At 69.3% G+C, this 22,607-nt stretch carries 17 protein-coding genes and 1 pseudogene; 7 read left to right on the forward strand and 11 right to left on the reverse strand.

Translation table 11 applies throughout. The features are described 5' to 3' along the window. Positions 1 to 101 precede the first annotated feature (101 nt). Genes SPR02S_RS36990 through SPR02S_RS37005 form a run of 4 tightly spaced genes read left to right on the forward strand, consistent with a single transcriptional unit; the run spans position 102 to position 4,054 of the window. Entirely contained in the window at positions 102 to 914 is an 813-nt protein-coding gene (locus SPR02S_RS36990; RefSeq protein ID WP_019062060.1) for an SAM-dependent methyltransferase, read from the forward strand. Positions 915 to 956: 42 nt separating this feature from the next. Continuing rightward, positions 957 to 2,360 carry a glutamine synthetase family protein gene (locus SPR02S_RS36995; protein WP_019062061.1) on the forward strand — a complete coding sequence of 468 codons (1,404 nt, stop codon included), beginning with the start codon at positions 957 to 959 and terminating at the stop codon, positions 2,358 to 2,360. A gap of 2 nt (positions 2,361 to 2,362) precedes the next feature. After that, the gene (locus SPR02S_RS37000; RefSeq protein ID WP_019062062.1) at positions 2,363 to 3,502 is read left to right on the forward strand and encodes an amidohydrolase family protein; all 1,140 of its coding nucleotides are present in this window, start codon (positions 2,363 to 2,365) and stop codon (positions 3,500 to 3,502) included. Between the two features lie 24 nt (positions 3,503 to 3,526). After that, positions 3,527 to 4,054, forward strand: a complete 528-nt coding sequence (locus SPR02S_RS37005) for an NUDIX hydrolase family protein (RefSeq protein ID WP_026151198.1) — start codon at positions 3,527 to 3,529, stop codon at positions 4,052 to 4,054. Positions 4,055 to 4,140: 86 nt separating this feature from the next. Here the strand turns inward: SPR02S_RS37005 and SPR02S_RS65990 are convergent. Then, positions 4,141 to 5,118 (reverse strand): annotated as a pseudogene (locus SPR02S_RS65990) (carbohydrate ABC transporter permease); the annotation flags it as partial. Between SPR02S_RS65990 and SPR02S_RS63860 the strand changes: the two are divergent. Beyond that, positions 5,059 to 5,202, forward strand: coding sequence for a hypothetical protein (locus tag SPR02S_RS63860; protein ID WP_019062064.1), 144 nt, complete (start codon positions 5,059 to 5,061; stop codon positions 5,200 to 5,202). The pseudogene SPR02S_RS65990 and the gene SPR02S_RS63860 sit on opposite strands and share 60 nt — an antisense overlap. Positions 5,203 to 5,419: 217 nt before the next feature. After that, positions 5,420 to 5,599, forward strand: a complete 180-nt coding sequence (locus SPR02S_RS63515) for a hypothetical protein (protein WP_158697950.1) — start codon at positions 5,420 to 5,422, stop codon at positions 5,597 to 5,599. 87 nt (positions 5,600 to 5,686) lie between these two features. Here SPR02S_RS63515 and SPR02S_RS37025 read toward each other — a convergent pair whose 3' ends face one another. Continuing rightward, complete coding sequence (locus tag SPR02S_RS37025; RefSeq protein WP_078623110.1) at positions 5,687 to 6,595, reverse strand: class I SAM-dependent methyltransferase; 909 nt, start codon at positions 6,593 to 6,595, stop codon at positions 5,687 to 5,689. Positions 6,596 to 6,687: 92 nt separating this feature from the next. On the opposite strand from SPR02S_RS37025, the gene SPR02S_RS37030 reads away from it, so the two are divergent. Then, the gene (locus tag SPR02S_RS37030; RefSeq protein WP_019062067.1) at positions 6,688 to 7,287 is read left to right on the forward strand and encodes a TetR/AcrR family transcriptional regulator; all 600 of its coding nucleotides are present in this window, start codon (positions 6,688 to 6,690) and stop codon (positions 7,285 to 7,287) included. A 63-nt stretch (positions 7,288 to 7,350) separates the two neighbouring features. Here SPR02S_RS37030 and SPR02S_RS37035 read toward each other — a convergent pair whose 3' ends face one another. From SPR02S_RS37035 to SPR02S_RS37075, 9 genes are all read right to left on the reverse strand, one after another. Then, positions 7,351 to 9,126, reverse strand: a complete 1,776-nt coding sequence (locus SPR02S_RS37035) for a tannase/feruloyl esterase family alpha/beta hydrolase (protein ID WP_020684248.1) — start codon at positions 9,124 to 9,126, stop codon at positions 7,351 to 7,353. Positions 9,127 to 9,332: 206 nt separating this feature from the next. Beyond that, positions 9,333 to 9,944 carry a sarcosine oxidase subunit gamma gene (locus SPR02S_RS37040; protein WP_019062069.1) on the reverse strand — a complete coding sequence of 204 codons (612 nt, stop codon included), beginning with the start codon at positions 9,942 to 9,944 and terminating at the stop codon, positions 9,333 to 9,335. Next, positions 9,937 to 13,308, reverse strand: coding sequence for a sarcosine oxidase subunit delta family protein (locus SPR02S_RS37045; protein WP_019062070.1), 3,372 nt, complete (start codon positions 13,306 to 13,308; stop codon positions 9,937 to 9,939). Before SPR02S_RS37045 ends, SPR02S_RS37040 begins: the two co-directional genes overlap by 8 nt. Positions 13,309 to 13,319: 11 nt before the next feature. Beyond that, a complete protein-coding gene (locus SPR02S_RS37050; RefSeq protein WP_019062071.1) occupies positions 13,320 to 14,552 on the reverse strand; it encodes a sarcosine oxidase subunit beta family protein in 1,233 nt (410 codons plus the stop codon). Continuing rightward, positions 14,549 to 15,832 carry a serine hydroxymethyltransferase gene (gene glyA / locus SPR02S_RS37055; protein WP_019062072.1) on the reverse strand — a complete coding sequence of 428 codons (1,284 nt, stop codon included), beginning with the start codon at positions 15,830 to 15,832 and terminating at the stop codon, positions 14,549 to 14,551. Before glyA ends, SPR02S_RS37050 begins: the two co-directional genes overlap by 4 nt. A gap of 21 nt (positions 15,833 to 15,853) precedes the next feature. Then, positions 15,854 to 18,292, reverse strand: a complete 2,439-nt coding sequence (locus tag SPR02S_RS37060; RefSeq protein ID WP_043258751.1) for a GcvT family protein — start codon at positions 18,290 to 18,292, stop codon at positions 15,854 to 15,856. Between the two features lie 216 nt (positions 18,293 to 18,508). Then, a complete protein-coding gene (locus SPR02S_RS37065; RefSeq protein ID WP_019062074.1) occupies positions 18,509 to 19,480 on the reverse strand; it encodes an ABC transporter substrate-binding protein in 972 nt (323 codons plus the stop codon). A 14-nt stretch (positions 19,481 to 19,494) separates the two neighbouring features. Further along, positions 19,495 to 21,501, reverse strand: coding sequence for an ABC transporter permease (locus SPR02S_RS37070; RefSeq protein WP_019062075.1), 2,007 nt, complete (start codon positions 21,499 to 21,501; stop codon positions 19,495 to 19,497). Next, on the reverse strand, positions 21,501 to 22,589 hold the full coding sequence (locus SPR02S_RS37075; RefSeq protein WP_019062076.1) for a quaternary amine ABC transporter ATP-binding protein: 1,089 nt from the start codon (positions 22,587 to 22,589) through the stop codon (positions 21,501 to 21,503). The genes SPR02S_RS37070 and SPR02S_RS37075 overlap by 1 nt, the downstream gene beginning before the upstream one ends. Between the last annotated feature and the right edge of the window lie 18 nt (positions 22,590 to 22,607).

Consider the following 22,607-nt stretch of genomic DNA (forward strand, 5'->3'; position numbering starts at 1 on the left):
CCGAAGAACGTGCGACCCGATCGTCGCGACCCCTTGGGCCGAGTGATCACCTGGCGGCACAATGGAGTTGACAGGTCAGACGGGCGACAAGGAGCAAAGACGTGAGTGACAGCGACACCCCGGCAGAGGGACCGACCCGGCTCAACACCGGTGTGGCGCACAACGCGCGCGTATGGAACTACTGGATCGGCGGCAAGGACAACTACGAGATCGACCAGCGGGTCGGCGAACACGTCGCCGGAATGTTCCCGGTGATCCGTGAAGTGGCGCGCGCGGACCGGGACTTCCTCGGCCGGGCGGTCCGCTTCCTCGCCACCGAGCGTGGGGTACGGCAGTTCCTCGACATCGGTACCGGACTGCCCACGGTCGACAACACGCACGAGATCGCGCAGCGCGTCGCACCGGACGCGCGCATCGTGTACGTCGACAACGACCCCCTGGTCCTGATCCACGCCCGCACCCTGCTGACGAGCACCCCCGAGGGCGTCACCGACTACATCGACGCGGACGTGCACGATCCGGCGGCGATCGTCCAACGGGCCGCCGACACACTGGACTTCGACCGGCCCGTCGCGGTGATGATGCTGGGCATCCTGAACTTCATCCTCGACACCGAGGAGGCCCGCCAGGCCGTGCGCCGGGTCATGGCCTCGGTCCCCTCGGGCAGTTTCCTGGTCCTCACGCACCCCACCTTCGACGCCGACCTCGGCGGCGAGGGCAACGTCCCGGCCATGGAGTTCTGGAACGAGAACGCCACTCCCCCGATCACCGCCCGCAGCCGCGAGGACGTCGCCGCCTTCTTCGAAGGCCTCGACCTCCTCGACCCGGGCCTCGTCCCGTGCTCGCGATGGCGCCCGGACTCCGATTCCCCGGCCGTGGTACCGCAGTTCGGCGCGGTGGCCGTGAAACCCTGACACGGAGACGCCGACCGCCCAGGACGCGACCGTGGAGGACGTATGACCACCCTTGCCGACCCCCTGCCCGGCGGCCGTCCCGGCGAGGTCGAGCGCGCCACCGCGCTGGCCGCGGAGCTGACCGGGCGGGGTGTGCACGGGATCGTCCTGGCCTACGTCGACACCGCGGGCGTGGGCCGGGTGAAGACGGTCCCGACCGCGAAGCTCGCCTCGGCAGCGGCCTGGGGCGTCGGCATGTCCCCGGTCTTCGACACGTTCCTCGCGAACGACTCCATCGTCACCACCGACGTCCTCGGCTCCCCGGACGGCGATCTGCGCCTCTACCCCGACCTCGACCACCTGGCCATCCTGTCCGGCCAGCCCGGCTGGGCCTGGGCCCCGGTCGACCGCATCACCCAGGAGGGCGAGCGCCACCCCGGCTGCAGCCGAACCTTCCTGCGCCGTACGGTCGTTGACGCGCAGCGACTGCACGGGCTCACCTTCCGGGCGGGCATCGAGATCGAGTGGGCACTCGGTCTGGCCACGGCACCCGACGACGCGTTCGTCCCCGCCACCTCGGGTCCGGCCTACAGCGCGACCCGCCAGATCGAACTGGGCGACTACGGCGCCGAGTTGCTCTCCGCCCTGGCGGCCCAGGGCGTGGATGTGGACCAGTTCCATCCCGAGTACGCGGCCGGGCAGTTCGAGCTGTCGATCGGCGCCCTCGACCCGGTCGCGGCGGCCGACCGCAGTGTCCTGGTACGGCAGACCATCCGCGCGGTGGCCCAACGGCACGGTCTGCGCGCCTCGTTCGCACCGGCCGTCTTCGCCCAGGGCGTCGGCAACGGCGGCCACATCCACCTCTCCGGCTGGCGCGAGAGCGCGAACCTGCATGCCGGGGGCGACCGCCGCTACGGCATGACGGCCGACGCCGAGTCGTTCGCGGCCGGCATCCTCGCCCACCTCCCGGCCCTCACCGCCGTCACAGCACCCAGCCCGGCCAGCTACTTCCGCCTCCAACCCTCCCAGTGGGCAGGGGTGTTCACCGCCTGGGGCCGCGAGACCCGCGAGGCGGCGGTACGCGTCGTCACCGGCACGGCGGGCCAACGCGCCCAGGCAGCGAACCTGGAGGTCAAGCCGGTCGACCTGGCCGCCAACCCGTACCTCGCCCTCGGCAGCCTGATCGCCGCGGGCCTCGACGGCCTGACGTCATCCGCCGCCCTGCCCGAGGAGACCACCGGAGACCCCGCGCATCTGGGCGCCGCGGAGGCCGAGACCCGGGGTGTACGACGACTGCCGACCTCCCTCGCCGAGTCCGTCGCGGAGTTCCGCAAGGACGCGCAGCTGCGGGCCGCGCTTGGACCGGTCCTCGCCGACGCGGTGATCGCCGTACGAGAGGGCGAGATCGCGGCCGTGGCGGAGCTGGACGACGAGCAAGTGGCTGCCGTGTACCGCTGGAAGTACTGACGATGGCCACTGGACCGGTCCACGAGGCGCTCGCCGCGCTGGAGCTGGTGGACCACCACTGCCACGGAGTCGTCACAGAGGATCTCGACCGGGCGGCCTTCGAGTCGCTGCTCACCGAGGGGGACGTCTGGCCCGGCAGCGGGATCTCGCCGTTCGACAGCCCGGTCGGAATCGCTGTACGCCGTTACTGCGCACCCCTGTTGGACCTGGAGCGGCACGCGCCCGCCGACGAATACCTCGCCCGGCGGGCGGAGTTGGGGCCGCACGAGGTGAACCGGCGTTTCCTGGCCGCCGCGGGCACCGGCGTTCTCTGTCTCGACACGGGGTTCGCGCCGCACGAGATCACCTCGCCCGCCGAACTCGCCGAGGCTGCGGGCGCCGTAGCCCATGAGGTCGTACGACTCGAAGCCGTAGCGGAGTCCGTGGCCGGGCGGGGTGTCGAGCCGGACGGGTATGCCGACGCTTTTCGGGCCGCCGCCCTTGACGCGGTGCGGCGGCCGGGGGTGGTGGGGGTGAAGTCGGTGGCCTCGTATCGGACCGGGTTCGATCTCGATCCGGTGAGGCCGTCGGCGGCGGAGGTGACCCGGGCTGCGCGCGCCTGGCTGGTGCGTGGTGGGCGGCTCGAAGACCCGGTGCTGGTACGGGAGTTGCTGTGGACCGCGATCGACCTGGGGCTGCCGCTCCAGCTCCACACGGGGTTCGGCGACAACGACATCCGGCTGCACCGCACGGACCCCGCCCTGCTGACGGACTGGCTGCACCTGACCGCCGGGACGATCCCGGTGCTGCTTCTGCACTGCTGGCCGTATCAGCGTCAGGCCGGATACCTGGCGGCCGTCTTCGAACAGGTGTACCTGGACGTGGGGCTCACCCTGCACCATGTTGGACCGGCCCGGGCGCGGGCGGTACTGGCGGAGGCGATGGAGATCACACCGTTCCGCAAACTGCTGTACAGCTCCGACGCCTATGGTCTTTCGGAGTTCTATGGGCTCGGAGCACTGGCGTTCCGCCGGGGACTGGGGGATCTGCTCCAGGAGCGGGTGGACGCCGACGAACTGGGCCTGCCCGACGCGCTGCGGCTGGCACGCTGGGCGGGGGCCGACAATGCCCGCCGGGTCTACCGGCTATCCGACGGACACTGAAAGTATGATCAAGCAATGTCTGACATGACCGATACCACGCCCGGTTGGCTGTCCGCCGACGACCTCGAACAGGCACGCGCCCGCATGCCGATCCTCTACGTCGAAGCGGTGCCCGTCCGCGTCGACGACAACGGGGAGGTGACCAGCATCGGACTGCTGCTGCGCATCGGCCCCGACGGTACCGTCAACCGCACCCTCGTCTCCGGCCGCGTACTGCACCACGAGCGGGTCCGCGACGCCCTCCTGCGCAACCTGGAGAAGGACCTCGGCCCGGTCGCGCTGCCCCGGATCCCGACCTCGCTGCAGCCGTTCACCGTCGCCGAGTACTTCCCGACGCACGGCGTCACCCCGTACCACGACCCCCGCCAGCACGCCGTGTCCCTCGCCTACGTCGTACCGGTCACCGGCGACTGCCGGCCCCGGCAGGACGCTCTCGACCTCGTCTGGTTCAGCCCCGAGGAGGCCGCCTCGGAGGCGCTGCGCAGCGAAATGCCGGGCGGGCACGGGGTGTTGCTCAAGCAGGCGCTGGCGCACGTGGGTTGTGTGTCCTGACCGGGGCACTCAGCCCGTGACACCTCCTTCCGTGAGGCCCGCGAGGACGCGGCGCTGCAGGAGAGGTGGACGAGGACGAGCGGCAGGCTGGTCAGCACCACATGGGCGAACACCAGGTTCCAGCTGACACCGTGCGTGGACGAGGAGGCGAAGGAGTACAACGTCAGCGGCAGCGTGGCCGCTTGGGAGCCGCGCAGCAGGAACAGGGCGAAGTAGAAGTCGTTCCAGACCGAGATGATCAGCATGACCGCGCCGGTGAAGAGCACCGGGGTGAGCACGGGCAGCACGATCCGCCAGTAGATCTGCCACCTGTTCGCCCCGTCCAACTCCGCGGCCTCCTCGAAGTCGTGCGGAAGAGTGCGGACGAACCCGGTGGCGAGGAAGATCACCACACCGAGCCGGGTACCGGCGATCACCAGCAGGTAGCCGAGACGCGATCCGTTGAGGCCGAGCTGGGTGAGGACGTAGATCGTCGGGATGATCGCCGGGGGCAGCACGATCGACAGCGCGGACGTGTAGTACGCGAACCGCAGCGTCCGCGAGTCGGAACGGGCGTACGCCCAGGCCGCCATGGAGCCGAGCAGCAGCACCGCGAGGATCGTCAGTGCGGCCAGCAGCGCGCTGTTGCGCAGACCGGTGAGGTACGAGCCCTTGTCGATCACCGTGTGGTAATTCACCCCGGCGCTCCAGTGCTTGGGCCAGCTCATCGACAGGAAGCTCGCATCGCCCTCCGTCTTGAGGGAGTTGACGATCAGCAGCCAGAACGGGACGAGGATCCAGGGGATCGCGAAGAGGGTGAGCCCGACGCACCGGGCAACTCCCCGTGTTCGTACGGCGATCGCGCTCACATCGGCACCGCCCGCCGGCGCAGCCAGCTCATCAGCGGGACCGCCGTGACGATCACGTCGTCGCGTCGCCCGGGCCGCCCGCGGTCGTGGAGAACACCACGTCGAGCGCGCTGAACGCGCCGACGAGGGAAGGAGATCCTGCACCAGGTCTGCGCGGTGGACCCCGCACACGCGCTGGTCGTGGCGAGCCACACCTTCTCCGCGCCGCACATCCATCCGCCCGAGCAGGCACCGGAGGGCGAGGAGGTACGGATCGACGGCACGGACGGCGTCAACGCTCCCCGATCGCTGTGCTGGTGAACCACGCCGTCCAATCCTCGGTGATGAACGGCTCGTTCACCCGCTCCGGCGACCGCGAGATCACCGGCGACCTGGCGGGCGTAGCCGCGACCCGCGTCGAACAGCACTACGGCGACGGCACGGTGGCCCTGTTCCTGGTCGGGGCGGCCTGCACGCCCTCCGCCCCACCACCCGCTACGACTTCACGCCCGACGGCACCACCGAGGCGCCGGTCGTCGTGGCCAGGATCGGCGATCTCGTACTCGCCTGCCTCCAGGCCGAGTTGAACGCCCGCACCGGCCTCGACCTCAGGGCCGCGTCACCGTTCCCCGCCACCTGCATGGTCACCATGGTGAACGGTGCCGCCAAGTACATGGCGGACGCCGGGAGTTACGCCGCATCACCTACGAGGCGATGAACTCCCGGTATGTGCAAGGCGCGGCCGAGACCGTCGCAGCGCGTCTCGCCGGGATACTGCGGGAACTCCGCCACGAGCCGGTCTCCGTCACGAGGGACCGGCACCGTTCCTCGTCGCCGTGACCGCCACCGTGGAATAGCGCATGGTGAAGCTGCCGCCCAACTTGTCGACGGCCGCCCCGACGCCCACCAGGATTTCCGCGAGCCTGTCCTGTGGCAGTCGGGTCAGGAGGCCGATGGTGGGCAGTTGGTCCAGCCAGGTGTTCCGGGTGTAGGTCCGCTCCCAGTCGAAGCGCCACTCCTCGGAGTCACCGAACCCGCCGGCCGTACGGAACCCGTCGGCGGCCTTGGTGAGCATCGGCGCGTAGGCGGCCTCGGGCGGCCCGGACAGCCACCGCACGTTGACCGGAGCCTCGGGTACGAGCCGCTCGTAGACCTCGGCGAAGGCTTCCGCGAGGTCGGGCGGGAGCTGGAAGACGTGCCAGAACGCGGCCAGCCGACCGCCGGGGCGCAGCACCCGCGCGGCCTTGGCGGCGCCCGCAATTGGATCGATCCAATGCCAGGCCTGAGCCGCGACGACCGCGTCGAACTTCCGCCCCGCCGGGTCCCAGGCCTCCAGTGTCGACACCTCGACCTCGACGCCGAGTCGCCGCGCCACCTCGGCCATCCGCGCGTCGGGCTCCACCCCGAGCACCCGGCACCCCGCCGCCTGGAACTGCCGAGCCGCGATGCCGGTCCCGCACCCGGCGTCGAGAACGTCGGGTCCGGGGCTGTCGGTGACGATCCGGTCGATCAGGGCGCCGGGGTAGGAGGGCCGGGCGCGCTCGTAACGCTCGGCGTCGGTGCCGAAGGACTCGGCGATCTGCCGGGCCCGATGCGAGTCCCGCACGGAGAGCCGTGACTCTTTGGACCGCTCCAACCGTTCGGGATGCTCCGACCGTCCAGATCGTTCAGCTTGTTCAGGCTGTTCAGGCTGTTCAGGAGGGAGAGTGGGCATGCGCCCACCATAGTGGGCACCCGCCCACTCGTCTACGGTTGGGCACGCGCCCACTTGTCCATGGCCTGGGCGCGGAAGGAAGGACGCACGGTATGCCGACAGGGGTGGCCCTGCGCGATGCGCGTGAGCAGTTGTTCGACGCCGCCGAGCGGGTTCTGCTCCGGGAGGGGCCGAACGCGCTGACCAGTCGGGCGGTGACCACGGAGGCGGGCTGTGCCAAGGGCGTCCTGCACCGGCACTTCACCGACTTCGACGCCTTCCTCGTCGAGCTCGTCCTGGACCGTATCGGCAGGCTCGGCGCCCAGTCCGCCGCGCTGCGCGACGCCGCCGGGACGGGCACCGTCGCCGGCAACCTCACCGGTGCGCTGGCGGACCTGTTCGGTCCGGTCGCGGTGGCGATCGTCGGCCTGGTCATCTCCCGGGACGCCTTGCGCGTCCGGCTGCGCCCCACCACGCCTGCCGGGATCCCCCTGCTGACGGAGGCAACGGCCATGTTCGTCTCGTACCTCACGGCGGAACGCGAGCTCGGCCGCATCACCCCGGACGCCGACATCGACACGCTCGCCCGCACCCTGATCGGCGCCGGACACCTGCTGGCCGCCGGGCAGCCGGGCACCGTACCCGAGCCCGAGGCCTATCACCGCGTGGCGAACACCGTCATCACCGGCGTCCTGAACCACGGGGCGGCGTAGACGACGTCGCGGCCCCCGGCGTGATCCGGGAGCCGCGACACCTCAACTACCGTCCGTTTACGGTCAGTTCTTGCCCTTGGTGACGACCCACTTGCCGCCCACCCAGTTGCCGACCGTCTCGTAGCCGGAGCGGAAGGAACCGAGCCAGTCGAGCTTGAGGCCGGCTTCGGCGGTGGACTTGACGGGGGTGTAGCTGCTCGCGTCGGTGGCCGGTCCGCCCGTGGTGTTCTTGGCGTAGTACGGGAAGGGGTAGACCGGACGGGAGGCGGTGGTGTTGCCGCCGCTGTCGACCGACTTGGTCGTCAGGCTCGCCGGGGCGTCGCCCTTGGTGACCCAGTCGGTGATCGCGGTCAGCGCGTCGAAGGTGTCCGGTCCCTGGCCGCCGCCGCAGTGCGCGACGCCGGGAAGCAGGAAGAGGCGGGCGAAGGTCTTGGTGGCCGCCTCGCCGCCCACGACCTTCTCAACTGCCTTGTAGTAGGCCATCGTTCCTACGGCCGGGATGTGCTGGTCGCCCAGGCCGTGCCAGAGGATCAGCTTGCCGCCGGCCTTCTTGAACGCGGTGAGGTCGGGGTCGGTGGCGTCGTACATGCCCTCGCCCAGCCGCATGACCTTCTTGTAGTAGGCGGCCGTGAACTTGATGTCCTTGTACGTCAGGGTCGGTTGGGGGCTGTCGAAGATCTGGTAGCGCAGGGTCTCGCGGACGAAGCTGATGTCGCCGCTGGCGCCGGTGGCGGTGGCCGGGGTGATGATGCCGGCCCAGTTCAGCTCGGAGCCACGCAACTGGTAGCCGGGGTAGAGGAGTTGGCCGTGTTCGTCGGTGGGTCCGGCGTAGACGCGGCGCAGGGTGGTGACCTGGTCGGCGGTCAGGCAGTACGCGTCGGACGTCGAGGTCTGGCCGGTCTCGCACTGGATGGTGCCGGGGTCCCAGGTGCAGCTGAGCGGGTCCGCGATGATGCCGTCGGCGGGGGCGCCGCAGCCCTTGAGCACGGCCTTGTGGAGGTCCGCGAGGTCCGCGTTGGTGAGGGTCGCCGGGCCGCCGTTCAGGTACACGGACTGGGCGGTCCAGGCGTGCGAGAAGGTGTTCAGCGCGGTGAAGTTGTTGGCCGGGGCGCCCGCGATGATGCCGTCGAAGTCGGTCGGGTAGCGCTGGGCCTCGGTGAGCGCCTGGTGGCCGCCCTGGGAGCAGCCGTCGAAGTACGAGTGGGTGGCCGGCCGGCCGTAGTACTGCTTGATGACGGCCTTGGCCGCCTGGACCAGTTCATGGTCGGACTTGTAGCCGAAGTCTGCGCGCAGGGTCGGGTCGGTGGAGAAGAGGCCGCCGCCCTGGTAGTGGCCCTCGTCGCTGGAGGCGACGGCGAACGCGCCGGTGGTCAGCGGGACGCAGCCGGTCGAGGCGGGGGCGCTGGTCACGTTGACGTTGCCGCAGAGGCCGCCGCAGCCGACCTGGAGGTAGTTGGCCTGCCAGCCGGCCTCGGGGAGCTTGATCTCGAAGTGGAGTTGAGGGGCGATCACACCCTTCACGTCACAAGCGGCCCAGTTTCCAAGAGTGTTGGCGCTCGCGGCGAGTTCGGTGGCCGAGGTGATCTCGAAGGGTACGCCGGGAACGGCGCTCGCCAGGTCCAGTTGCGCGACGGCGGAACATGAGATGGCCGGTGCGATGCCCGAGGTCGTGGTGCTCGACGAAACGGCGTTCGCCAAGGCCGAGTTGGCGGCCTGCGCGCTGCCGGTCGTGCTGTTGGCCAGTGCCACCCCCGCACCGGTGACCAGCGCGACGGCTGCGGCGAGGGTGGCCATGAAGGTGGCCGAATTCCACCGACACCATCTGAACAGCTTGGGCATGCTGGGTACTCCGTTCGATCGCCGGACCGGGGTCGTGCAGGCACGGCGAGGAACGTAGCTGTCCGTTAATCCGTAGGCAATAGCGTCGACTCTATTGTTGACACTTTCGTCGAAGACTCGGCTTGATATCGCTGACCAGGCCCGCAGCCGACGCGGGCCGCAACGTTAGCTTTCGCCCGCTGCCGCCCGAGCCGCTTCGGGTCTACTCAGGACTCCTGCACGTATTCCGCCGCCGCGTCGAGCAGCCAGTCCGTCAGATACCCGGCGAAGGACGAACGGACCAACACCCAGAATCCGGCGCCGGGTTCGTCCCGGGCGACCAGCACCACCTGGGCGCGGGCCAGGGTGGTCTGGGCGCAGCGTCCGGGGCCGAAGGCGCGCGGGTGCAGGTCCAACGGGCAGCCGTGGGCCAGCAGTTCGGGGGCGCGGGCGCCGGAGACGAGGAGGGTGGTGCGCTGGGCCGAGACATCGGTGACGGCGATGTGTTCGTCACCGGCCGCCGCGCGGATCCGATGCTCCACGTCCCGCTGGGTGTCCGGCGGCCCCACCACGAGCCACTCGTCCGGACCGAGCCACAGCACGGTCAACTCCCCTGCCCGTACGACCGTGTTGGGCTCCAGGGGCAGGGACAGGCCGAGCGCGAGTCCTACGGCGTCCGCCGCCGCGCCCTTCGCGTCGAGCCGGAGGTTCACCTGGGCCAGGAAGGGGAGTTCGGCCAGCCGGACCGTGCCGCCGGAGGTACGGGTCACGGCGGCCAGTCGGTCGGCGGCGCCCGCGAGGGGGCTGCGGCGTGGGACGGAAAGGGCGGTGTCAGCCATCGCGGCGGGCTCCCTCGGGGTCGTAGAGGACGGGGCTTGCGACCGTCACCGGGATCAACCGGTCGCCCACGGGGGCGTAGAGGCGCTCGCCGATGCGGTCGCGGCCGCCCTTGATCAGGGCGAGAGCGAAGGTGCGGCCGAGGGCGGCGCTGCGGTAGCTGGAGGTGACGTGGCCGAGCATCGGAACGGGCGGGGCCGGGAGCACGCTGTCCGCGATGAGCTGGGTGCCCTCGGGGAGGAAGGCTGCGGGATCCTCGGGGAGCAGGCCGACGAGGTGTTTGCGGTCGGGGCGGACGGCGTCGGCGCGGGCGTAGGAGCGCTTGCCGATGAAGTCGGGCTTCTTCTTCGAGACCGCCCAACTCATGCCGAGATCCTGCGGAGTTACGGTGCCATCGGTGTCCTGGCCGATGATCGGGTAGCCCTTCTCGGCGCGCAGGACGTGCATGGTCTCGGTGCCGTACGGGGTGATGCCGAAGGGGGCACCGGCCTCGTACAGCGCCTCCCACAGGGCGAGGGCCTCCCACGGTGAAACGTTGATCTCGTAGGCGAGTTCACCGGAGAAGCTGATCCGGCACACCCTCGCCTCGATACCGGCGACGGTCGTGTCCCGCCAGGCCATGAACGGGAAGTCGTCGTTGCCGACGGCGAGTTGGGGCGCGAGTGAGCCGAGCACCTCGCGGGAGCGGGGGCCGACCAGGGCGACGGTGGCCCACTGTTCGGTCACCGAGGCGCAGTGGACGCGGAGTTCGGGCCACTCGGTCTGGTGCCACTCCTCCATCCAGTCCAGTACGGCGGCGGCGTTGCCCGTGGTCGTGGTGACCAGGTAGCGGTCCGGGGCGAGGCGGATGGCCGTACCGTCGTCGAAGACCATGCCGTCCGGACGGCACATGACGCCGTAACGGATCATGCCGACCTTCAAGTTGCCCATCATGTTGGTGTAGAGCCGGTCGAGGAAGACGGGTGCGTCCGGGCCCTGTACGTCGATCTTGCCGAGGGTGGAACCGTCCATGAAGGCGACACTCTCGCGGGCCGCCGCGCACTCGCGCAGCACGGCGGTCTCCATGTCCTCGCCGTCCTGCGGGTAGTACCAAGGCCGCTTCCACTGGCCGACGTTCTCGAACAACGCGCCCTGCATGACGTGCCAGTCGTGCAGCGCGGTCGTACGGATCGGGTCGTGCAGCGCGCCCCGGTCGCGGCCGGCGAGGGCGGCGAAGGAGACGGGCGTGTAGGGCGGGCGGAATGTTGTCGTACCGAGGGCCGATACGTCCACGCCGAGGAGTTCGGCGACCACGCCACTGGCCAGGATGCCCGAGGTCTTGCCCTGGTCGTTGGCCGTACCGGCCGTCGTGTAGCGCTTGGTGTGTTCGACCGAGTTGAGGCCGGCGGCGGTGGCTCGGGTCAAGTCGGCGACGGTGACGTCTCGTTGGAGGTCCACGAAGCGGGGGGCGTCGGCGGCGCCGGGGACGTCGAAGACGTGCATGGCGGGAGTGTGGGGTTCGCTGGTCACTTCGGGCAGGGAAGGCGTTTCGGCGATGTAGCCCCCGGCCTCTATCGCTCGGGCCCCTGCGGCTGCGCCCTGCAACAGGGCTCCGGCCAGGTTGAATTCACCGTTCGCGCTGCCCGCGACCTCCACCAGCTGACGGCAGGTGTCGGGGGCGAAAGAGCCGAGGTTGTCGTCGTAGCGGAGTTTTCCGCCTGCCTGGCTGAAGAGGTGGGCGACGGGGTTCCAGCCGCCGGAGACCAGAAGGAGGTCGGCGGTGAACTGCCTTAGCCTGTTTGTGGTTTCGCCGTATGGGGCGACCGCTACGGCGGTCAGGCGTGGGGTGCCCTCGGTGCCTACGACCGCGTGTCCGGGCAGTACCTCGATGCCTGCCTCTCGGGCTCGGCTCGCCCACTCGTCCGGCTCCGACGGGCGGGTGTCCACGATCGCCTCGACCTTCACGCCTGCCGCCGCCAGGTCCAACGCGGCTGCGTACGCACTGTCGTTGGTGGTGAAGACGACGGCTCGGCGGCCGGGGAGGACGCCGTGGCGGTTGACGTACGCGCGGGCCGAGGCGGCGAGCATCACGCCCGGGCGGTCGTTGTCCGCGAAGGCAAGTGAGCGTTCGTGGGCGCCTGTTGCCAGGACTACTCGGCGGGCTCGGATGCGCCAGACGCGTTCTCGGGAGACGTGGGTGGGGGCTGCTGCGCCGAGGTGGTTGGTGCGGCGCTCCACGGCCAGGAGGTGGTTGTCGTCGTAGTGGCCGAAGACGGTGGTGCGGGTCAGTATGCGTATGTCTGGTGCGGTGCTGAGCTCTTCCTTCAACTCAGCTACCCAGTCGAGGAGTTGGGCCGTGTCCAGGAGGGTGCCACCCAGTTCGGGGCGGTCGTCGGCGAGGATGACTCGGGCTCCGGTGCGGGCTGCGGTTGCGGCGGCTGCGAGGCCGGCTGGGCCTGCGCCGACCACGAGCAGGTCGCAGTGGGCGTGGACCGCGTCGTAGCGGGCGGGGTCCGGTTCGGTGGCCAGGCGGCCCTGGCCGGGGAGGCTGGTCGCCACGAGGCCGTCGTACAGCTCGATGGTCGTTGCCGGCAGCATTGGCTCAGGGAAAGGGGCCTCGATCTGGATGACCGCGTTCGGTTCTTCGACGCCTGCCGTGAAGATGCCTCGGGGGCGGCCTAGTTTGATGCTGGTGCCGGTTTGGATGATGCCGTTGGCGAGGAGGGCGGAGGCGAGGGTGTCGCCTTTGTAGCCCTGGTATTCGGTGCCGTCGAAGGTGAAGGTGAGGGGGGTGTCTCGGTGGATTCGGCCGTGGGTGGGGTGGCGGAACGGATGGGTTTCTTCGCCCCCGCCGCCCCTACCCGTCCCATCCTCCAGAGGCGCTGCCCCTTCGACCCCGTTCCCAGGGGGCTCCGCCCCCTGGACCCCCGTCGGCCCCGAAAGGGCCTCGTCCTCAAACGCCGGACGGGCTGAAAATGCGGGCCCGGGCTGAAGAGTGGACGTCGAACGGGCTGATGGTGACTGGCCCGGCTGATCAGCGGCGGCCGGAAGGACAGGTGCGGCCGGACTCGGCTGAGAAAGCTCCGTCGAGTCGGCAACCGCCCCCCGCCCACTCACCGTTGGCCGTTCCTCCCCCGCCCGGTACACCCCCAGAATCTCGTTCGTCGCCGTGTCTCGCACCGCGTTGAACCAGCGGCGGCACCCCGCCCCGTGGTTCCACCGTTCCGCGAACGGGCCCTTGGGGTTGTCGCGGAAGAACAGGTAGCGGGCCCACTCCTCGTCGGTCAGGTCGGCCGGGGTCTCCGGGTAGGCGACGTGGGCCTGGCCGCCGTAGTGGAACTCGGCTTCGTCGCGGGGCCCGCACCAGGGGCAGGGGATCAGCAGCATGGTTGGGCTCCCTAGTGGGCCACCGCGGCGGCGCCGTGCTCGTCGACGAGCGCGCCGGTGGTGAAACGGTCGAGCGAGAAGGGGGCGTTGAGGTGGTGAGGGGTGTCGTGGGCGATCGTGTGGGCGTAGACCCAGCCGACACCCGGGGTGGCCTTGAAACCGCCGGTTCCCCAGCCGCAGTTGAGGTACAGGTTGTCCACCGGGGTCAGGCCCACGATCGGTGACGCGTCCGGGGTCACATCCACGATGCCGCCCCACGTGCGCAGCACATGCGCTCGGGCGAAGACCGGGAAGAGTTCCAGGGCCGCGGACATCTGTTCCTCGATGATGTGGAACGCTCCACGCTGGGTGTACGAGTTGTACGAGTCGATGCCCGCACCCATCACCAACTCGCCCTTGTGCGCCTGGCTCACGTACACATGGACCGCGTTGGACATGACCACCGTGGGGTGGACGGGTTCGAGGAGTTCCGACACCAGTGCTTGCAACGGGTGGCTCTGGAGGGGGAGTTGGATGCCCGCCATGGCCGCCAGGACTGATGTGTGGCCTGCTGAGCAGAGTGCCACCTTGCCCGCCGATATCGGGCCCTGCGTGGTCTGTACGCCCACCACCCTGCCGTCGACCATGTCGAGGCCCGTCACCTCGCAGTTCTGGATGAGGTCGATGCCTGCCGCGTCGGCGGAGCGGGCCAGGCCCCACGCCACGTGGTCGTGTTTGGCGATGCCGGCGCGTGGCTGGTAGGTGCCGCCCATCACCGGATAGCGCACGTCCGGCGAGACGTTGACGATCGGGCAGACCTCCTTGACCTGCCGCTCGTCCAGCCATTCCGCGTCCACGCCGTTGAGGCGGTTCGCCTCGACCCGGCGCACGCTGTCGCGGACGTCCTGGAGGCTGTGGGCGAGGTTGAGGACTCCGCGCTGGGAGAAGAGGATCGGGTAGTCCAGCTCCTCCTCCAGGCCCTCCCAGAGTTTGAGGGCGTGTTCGTAGATGCCCGCGCTCTCGTCCCAGAGGTAGTTGGAACGGATGATCGTGGTGTTGCGGGCCATGTTGCCGCCCGCCAGCCAACCCTTCTCCAGCACCGCGACGTTGGTGATGCCGTGGTTCTTCGCCAAGTAGTGGGCGGTGGCCAGGCCGTGGCCGCCGCCGCCCACGATTACTACGTCGTACGAGCGTTTCGGCTCGGGTGTGCGCCAGAGCCAGTCGGGGTGTTCGGGGAGGTCTGCGCCCGGGGTGCGGGGGGTCATCGGGGGGCGTCCTCCTCGGACAGGTGCGGGTAGAGCGGGTGTTTCGCCGCCAGTGCCTCCGTGCGGGCGCGCAACGCGGCGATGTCCGGGGCCGGTTGGAGGGCCAGCGCGATCACGTCCGAGACCTCCGCGAAGTCCTCCTCCGTGAAGCCTCGCGTGGCGAGCGCCGGGGTGCCGATGCGCAGCCCGGACGTGACCATGGGCGGGCGCGGGTCGAAGGGCACGGCGTTGCGGTTGACGGTGATGCCGATCTCGTGGAGGAGGTCTTCCGCCTGCCTGCCGTCCAGCTCCGAGTCGCGCAGGTCCACCAGGACCAGGTGGACGTCCGTGCCGCCGGTGAGGACCTTCGCGCCGGTCGCGGCTACGTCGGGTCGGGTCAGGCGCTCCGCGAGGATGCGCGAGCCGGCCAGCGTGCGGGACTGGCGTTCCGCGAACTCCGGTGACGCCGCGACCTTGAAGGACACCGCCTTCGCGGCGATGACGTGCTCCAGCGGGCCGCCCTGCATGCCGGGGAACACCGCCGAGTTGATCTTCTTGGCGAGGTCGGCCTCGTTGGTGAGGATGACTCCGCCGCGCGGGCCGCCGAGGGTTTTGTGTGTCGTCGTCGTGGTCACATGTGCGTGCGGGACCGGGTTCGGGTGCAGGCCTGCGGCCACCAGACCCGCGAAGTGCGCCATGTCGACCATCAGCAGGGCGCCCACCTCGTCGGCGATCCGCCGGAACGCCGCGAAGTCCAACTGCCGTGAATACGCCGACCAGCCCGCGATGATCATCTTGGGGCCGTGTTCCTTCGCGAGGCGCTCCACCTCATCCATGTCGACCAGGTTGTCGGTCTCGGAGACGTGGTACGGCACCACGTTCAGCATCTTGCCGCTGTAGTTGAGGCGCATGCCGTGCGTGAGGTGTCCGCCGTGCGCGAGGTCGAGGCCGAGGATCGTGTCGCCGGGCTTCAACAGGGCGAAGAACACTGCCGTGTTGGCCTGCGCGCCCGAGTGCGGCTGGACATTCGCGTAGCCGGCGCCGAAGAGCGACTTGACGCGCTCGATCGCCAACCGCTCGGTGACGTCGACGTGTTCGCAGCCGCCGTAGTAGCGGCGTCCGGGGTAGCCCTCCGCGTACTTGTTGGTGAGGACCGAGCCCTGCGCCTCCAGTACGGCGGACGGCGCGAAGTTCTCGGAGGCGATCATCTCCAACGTGGACTGCTGACGGTGCAGTTCGGCGCGGAGCGCGGCGTGGACCTCGGGATCCAGTTCCGCCAAGGGGGTGTTCAGCGCGTTCATGGGGAGTTCGCGTCCTTCCGGCTAGCCGCGGAGGCGGGACATCGTCGGGTCGAACAGCGGCTCCTCGGCGACGACGGCCTCGACACGCTCGTCGAAATAGCCGATGTGCAACGTGGTGCCGGGGGTGGCGAGTTCGGCCGGGAGCCAGGCGTAGGCGATGCCCTTGCCGATCGTGTAGCCGTAGGCGGCGCTGGTGACGTAGCCGACGGCGCGCTCGCCGTCGTAGACCGGTTCCTTGCCCATGACGACCCAGTGCGGGTCGTCGATGGTCAGGCAGGTCAACTGCCTTTGTACGTCGGTCTTTCGGCGTTCCAGTGCCGCCTTGCCGATGAAGTCGCCCTTGTCGAGCTTGACGGCGAAGCCGACGCCGGCCTCGTAGGGGTCGTGCTCGTAGGTCATGTCGGTGCCGAAGGAGCGGTAACCCTTCTCCAGGCGGAGGCTGTTGAAGGCGCCGCGTCCGGCGATGACACCGCCGAGCGGTTGCGCGGCCTGCCACAGGGTGTCCCAGAGTTTCTGGCCCTGATCCGCTGTGGTGTAGAGCTCCCAGCCGAGTTCGCCGACGTAGGAGAGGCGCATGGCGGTCACCGGGACCGTTCCAATGTAGGCCTTTTTGGCGCGGAAGTATTTGAGGCCTTCGTTGGTGAAGTCCTCGTCCGTGAGGGGCTGGAGGACCTTGCGGGCCAGTGGACCCCACAGGCCTATGCAGCACGTGCCGGGTGTGATGTCTCGGACTTGGACCGTTCCATCGGCCGGGAGGTGGCGGGTGAACCAGTCGAGGTCGAGGTTGCCGTTGGCGCCGACCTGGAAGCGGTCGCGGGCCAGGCGGGCGACGGTGATGTCGCTGCGGATGCCGCCGTCGTGGTCGAGGAGGAGGGTGTACGTCACCGAGCCGACCGACTTGGCGACCTTGCCGGTGACCAGGCCCTCCAGGAAGTCGGCGGCGCCGGGGCCGGTCACCTCCAGGCGTTTGAGGGCCGTCATGTCGTACATCGCGACCGTTTCCCGGGTGGCCTGTGCCTCGGCGCCGACGATGGGCGACCAGTACTGTGCCGCCCAGTCGTTCGGGGTGGTGATCGAACGGCCTTCCAGCAGGCCGGAGTTGGCCTCGTACCACTGCGGGCGCTCCCAGCCGTTCGCCTCCAGGAAGACCGCGCCGTGTTCCTGCTGGCGGGCGTGGAAGGGGCTGGTGCGGATCGGGCGCGGCTTACCGGATGGCTGGAGGGGGTGGAGGATGTCGTAGACCTCGACGAAGTTCTGGCAGTCGCGGGCCAGGACGTATTCGGGGGCGAGTTGGTGCTGTTCGAAGCGGTTGACGTCGCACTCGTGGAGGTCGAAGGACGAGCAGTAGCCGTCGACCAGCCACTCGGCCATCGCGCGGCCGACGCCCGCCGAGTGCGTGACCCAGACCGCCTCGGCGACCCAGAAGCCCTTGACCTCCGCGGATTCGCCGAGGAGCGGGAAGTTGTCGGAGGTGAAGGAGAACAGGCCGTTGATGCCCTCCTCGACCTTCGTGTCCCGTGTCGCGGGGAGCAGGGACTGCGTTTCCGTCCACGCGGGCGCGAAGTCGTCCTCCGTGAACTTGAGGACGGAGGGCATGTCGTCGGCCTCGCCGACCGAGAGGATGTCGTCGGCCGAGATGGGCATCGGGCGATGGCCGTAGTAGCCGATGCCGATGACGTCGAAGCGGTCGCGGTAGTAGAGGTCGGCGTCCTGGTGGCGCAGGATCGGGCGGACGGCCTCCTCGGTCTGGCCGGCGAGGGCGGGTACTGGACCGGTCCAGGCGAGTTGGTGGCCGAGCGGGGTCAGCGGGAGGTTCATGCCGACCATGCGGGCGATCTTCGGGCCCCAGATGCCGGCGCAGCACACGACGATGTCGGCGGGGATCTCGCCCTGGTCGGTGAGGACGCCGGTGACACGGCCGTCGGTCTGCTGGACGTCCAGGACCTCGTGGCGGGCGAGGAAGGTCACGCCACGCTCGGTGGCCCGGCGGATCTGGGCCTCGACGGCGAGGACGGCTTTCGCGAGGCCGTCGGTGGGGACCAGGAGGCCGCCGAGGACCCGGTCCGGGTTCACCAGCGGGTGGTGCTCGACGCACTCCTCGGGGGTGAGCAGGCGGGCCTCGATGCCCCAGGAGGTGATCCAGCCGTGGCGGCGGTGGAGTTCGGCGACGCGCTCGGGGGTGGTGGCGACTTCGAGGCCGCCGACCTGGAGGAAGCAGGGCTTGCCGTCGACGTCGAGGGAGCAGAACTTCTCGACCGTGTAGCGGGCCAACTCGGTCATGGTCTTCGAGGAGTTGGTCTGGAAGACCAGCCCCGGGGCGTGCGAGGACGAGCCCCCGGTGGCGGGCAGCGGGCCCTGGTCGACCACGGTCACTTCGGTCCAGCCTCGCGCGGAGATCTCGTCCGCGAGCGCCGCTCCCACGACACCCGCTCCGATGATGACCACTCGGGGTCCCGCCATCGCCGCACCTCCGGCTAGAAAGCAATCCGGTTGCTGTCTGCGCAACATGCTTCAGGTTGCGCAACTCAATGTGCCCGGCGGGGGGAGCGGGTGTCAAGGGGTCCCGTGACGTCGGACGACGCCCCTGCCACCGGCCGGAACACGGCAATGCCCGACGGGCGGTACGCATCTGCGCGTACCGCCCACCGGGCATGGTCAACCGCGTTCGTCCGCCGCCTACTTGAGCCAGGCGTCGACCTTGGCCTGGTTGGCGTCGACCCACTTCTTCGCCGCGGCGTCGTCGGACAGCTTGTCCTGCGCTATGTACTTGGCCACGGTGTTCTGGTCCTCGTTCGTCCAGTTGAAGTTCTTCACCAGGTTGTAGGCGGGACTGCCCGACTTGGCGAACTTCGCACTGACGATCTTGTCCAGGTCGTAGACGGGGTAGTCGCAGGCGATCTTCGACGCTACGGCGTCACAGCCCGTCGTGTACGCGGGCAGCGCCACCTTCTTGAGCGCGACCTCGGACAGGAACCACTGCGGCTCGTAGAAGTAGCCGATGACCCACTGCTTGTTCTTCTCGGCGGTGCGGAAGGCCTGGATGAGCGCGGTCTCGCTGCCCGCGTACACCACCTTGAAGTCCAGTTTCAGGTTCTTCACCAGCGCGGCGTCGTTGGTGACGTACGACGGGTCCCCGTCGAGGAGTTGACCCTTGCCGCCCGACTCGGAGGTCTTGAACTCGGACGCGTACTTGTTCAGGTTCTTGTAGTTGAGGATGTCGGGGTGGGCTTTCGCCAGCCACGGCGGTACGTACCAGCCGATGATGCCTTTGTTGCCGGTCTGGCCGGCCTCGACGGCGGTCTTCTGGCCGGTGATGTACTTCTTCTTGAGGTCGTCGTGGCCCCAGTTCTCCAGGACGGCGTCGACCTCACCGGTCCCGAAGCCCTGCCAGGCGATCTCCTCTTTCAGGTCCTTCTTGTTGACCGTACAGCCGAGTTGGTGCTGCGCGACGTACGCGACGACCGCCGCGTCCGCCTCGTAGCCCACCCACGGGTTGACCGCGAGGTTGAAGGTCCCGCACTTGGCCGAGCTGCCCGAGCTGCTGCCCGAGCCCGAGGAGGTGTCGCCGACCTTCGCCCCGCCGCACGCGGTGAGGGTGAGGCCGAGGACGGCCAGGCCGGCCGCGCCGGTTCGCCAGTGTCTTGCCATGGTGTCGTGCTCCTTTAAGCGCTGGTTCGGCGCGCGGCCGCCTGAGTGATCCGGTCGAACATGACTCCGAGCAGGACGATGGCCAGCCCCGCCGCCAACCCCTTGCCGTACAGCTCGCTCTGTGAGAATCCGGCCACGACGTCGTAGCCGAGGGCGCCGGCTCCCACCAGGCCGCCCACAACAACCATCGACAGCACGTAGATCAGGCCCTGGTTGGTCGCGAGGGTCAAGGCGCTGCGTGCCATCGGGAGTTGAACCTTGGTGATGATCTGCCAGGTGTTGCAGCCGGCCGCGGTGGCCGCCTCGACGGTGGTCTCGGGCACGGCCCGCACCCCGTCGGCGGTGATCTTGATGGCGACCGGTACGGCGTACACGACGGCGGCGACGATCGCGGTGAAGCGTGTCGGGCCGAACAGTGCGAGGAACGGCACAAGGTAGACGAACGGCGGCATGACCTGCGCCGCGTCCAGCGTGGGCCGCAGCAGCCGGTCCACCACCGTACTGCGCCCCATCCACACGCCGAGGGCGATGCCGAACACCATCACCAGCACCGTCGCCACGAGCGTCGAGGCCAAGGTCGTCATGGCGTCCGACCACAGGCCGGTGCCCACCAGCAGGCCCACGCACACGGCCGTGGTGACCCCGGTCCCCCAGCCGCCGAGCACCACGGCCATCCCGATCAGAGCCGCGCCGACGAGCCACCACGGCGAGTCGGTGAACAGCGACTGGAACGGATTGAGCAGGCCGTTGGTGAGCGTGTTGCGGAAGGCGTTGGTGATGCCCGACAGGTTGTCCTGCACCCACGCCGTCACACTGTTCGCCGCGTTCGTGATGTGCGTACCGGTGCCGCCGTCGCCGGGGAACTGCGCCGCCCACAGGTAGGTGTGCGAGAGGTAGATCAGCACCACGACACCCACGGCGCCCGAACCGAGCAGCGGGCGGCGCCACTTGAGGAAGCGACCCGTCGAGTTCCGGGCCTGCTCCGCACGCGTGCTGGACGCCGTCGTGACCCGGTCCAGCACGATCGCCATGACGACGATGGCCAGGCCCGCGTTGAAGGCCGTACCGACGTCGAGCGTCTGCAGTGCCTGCATGACGGTCTTGCCGAGGCCGGGTGCGTCGATCAGGGCCGCGATGGTGACCATCGCGAGGGCGGCCATGATGGTCTGGTTGACGCCCATCACCACGGTCCGCTTGGCCATCGGCAGCAGCACCTTGAGCAGCGACTGCCAGCGCGTCGCCCCCATGGAATCGGCCGCTTCCACGGTCGTCTCCGGCACGGAGCGGATGCCGTGCGCGGTGATCCGGATCGCGGGCGGGGCCGCGTAGATCACGGTGGCGATCACGGCGGAGGCCGGGCCGATGAGGAAGAACAGGGTCAGCGGGGCCAGGTAGACGAAGGTCGGCATCGTCTGCATGAAGTCCAGGAAGGGCGTGATGATCCGGTTGAACCGGTCGGACAGCCCTGCCCACACCCCCAGCGGGATCGCGAACACCAGCGCCACGAGGACCGCGGAGAGGGTGAGCGCCAGGGTGTCCATGCTCTCCTGCCACAGGCCCTGGAGCCCGAAGAAGGCGAAGCCGGCCATGGCGAGCAGTGCGACCCGCCAGTTGCCGACGGCCCAGGACACGAAACCGGTGATGCCGACGACACCGAGCCAGCCGATCTGCGGCAGCGGGCGGTCGCCGCTCGGCTGCGAGATCAGGTCCTGGACGAAGGTCACCAGGTTGTCGATGACCAGGCGGATCTCGTTGAAGAAGTAGAGGAAGAGCGGGTTGGAGTTGCGGTCCGCGCCGATCGAGTCGTTGAGGTCGTTGAACCAGCGGTGCAGCCCGGTGAGATCGGCCGCCGCGAGGGTCAGCGTCTGCTTACCGCGCAGCACGGCGAACAGCACGAGCCATACGACGAGGATCGCGCCCACCATCATGGGCCGGGTGACCTTGCGTCGCGGGTTCTTCAACTCCGGTGCGGTGTCCGCGACTTGCTGTGCGGGCTCCGGTTTCTCCACGGCGACGGTCATCACGCGCCGCCTTCCCGCCCGGCGACGACCGCGAGGATCTCCTCGTCGCCGACGATGCCGAGCAGCTTGCCGTTCTCTACGACCTTGACCGGCTTGTCGGCCGCGAGCACTGCGCGGGTGGCTTCCCGCACCACGACGTCCGGGCCCAACTCGGGCCCGTCCAGGGCGTCTTCGTCCACGGCGGGACGCATGATCCAGCGCAGGGTGAGGACGTCACCGCGCGGCACGTCCTTCACGAACTCGCGTACGTAGTCGTCGGCCGGAGCGCCGACCAGCTCGTCCCCGGTCCCGCACTGCACCATCTTGCCGTCGCGCATGATGAGAATACGGTCGCCCAACTTGAGGGCCTCGGACAGGTCGTGGGTGATGAACACCATGGTCTTGCCGACCTCGCGGTGCAGCCGGATGACCTCGTTCTGCATGTCACGGCGGATCAGCGGGTCGAGCGCGGAGAACGGTTCGTCGAAGAGGAGCACGTCCGGGTCACCGGCCAACGCCCTTGCCAGACCGACGCGTTGCTGCATACCGCCGGAGAGCTGGTCGGGATAGGAGTTCTCGTACCCGGAGAGCCCCACCAACTCGACGACTTCCAGGGCCCGTTTGGTGCGCTCGGCCTTGCTCATGCCGCGTATCTCCAGGCCGAACGACACGTTGTCGACGACCCGGCGGTGCGGCAGCAGTCCGAAGTGCTGGAAGACCATGGAGAATTTACGGCGCCGCAGCTCGCGCAGCCGTTTGGCGTCCGCGTCCCGGATGTCCTCGCCCTCGAAGACGATCTCGCCGGAGGTCGGTTCGATCAGCCGGGTCAGACATCGCACCAGGGTGGACTTCCCGGAGCCGGACAGCCCCATGACGACGAAGACCTCGCCGGGCGAGACCTCGAAGTTCACATCGCGTACGGCGGCGGTGCAGCCGGTGCGGTCCATCAGCTCACGCCGGGTGAGCCCGCACAGTTCCTCGGATTCGGGTACCTGCTCTGCCTTCGGCCCGAACACCTTCCACAGCTTGCGCACGGATATGACCGGGGTGGGGGCCGAGTCCTGGGGAGTGCCGCGCCGCTGCGGCACCTCGGTCTGTGCTGGGGTCACGATCGACCTCTTTTCGGC

This window comes from Streptomyces prunicolor NBRC 13075 (assembly GCF_000367365.1).
GTDB lineage: Bacteria > Actinomycetota > Actinomycetes > Streptomycetales > Streptomycetaceae > Streptomyces > Streptomyces prunicolor.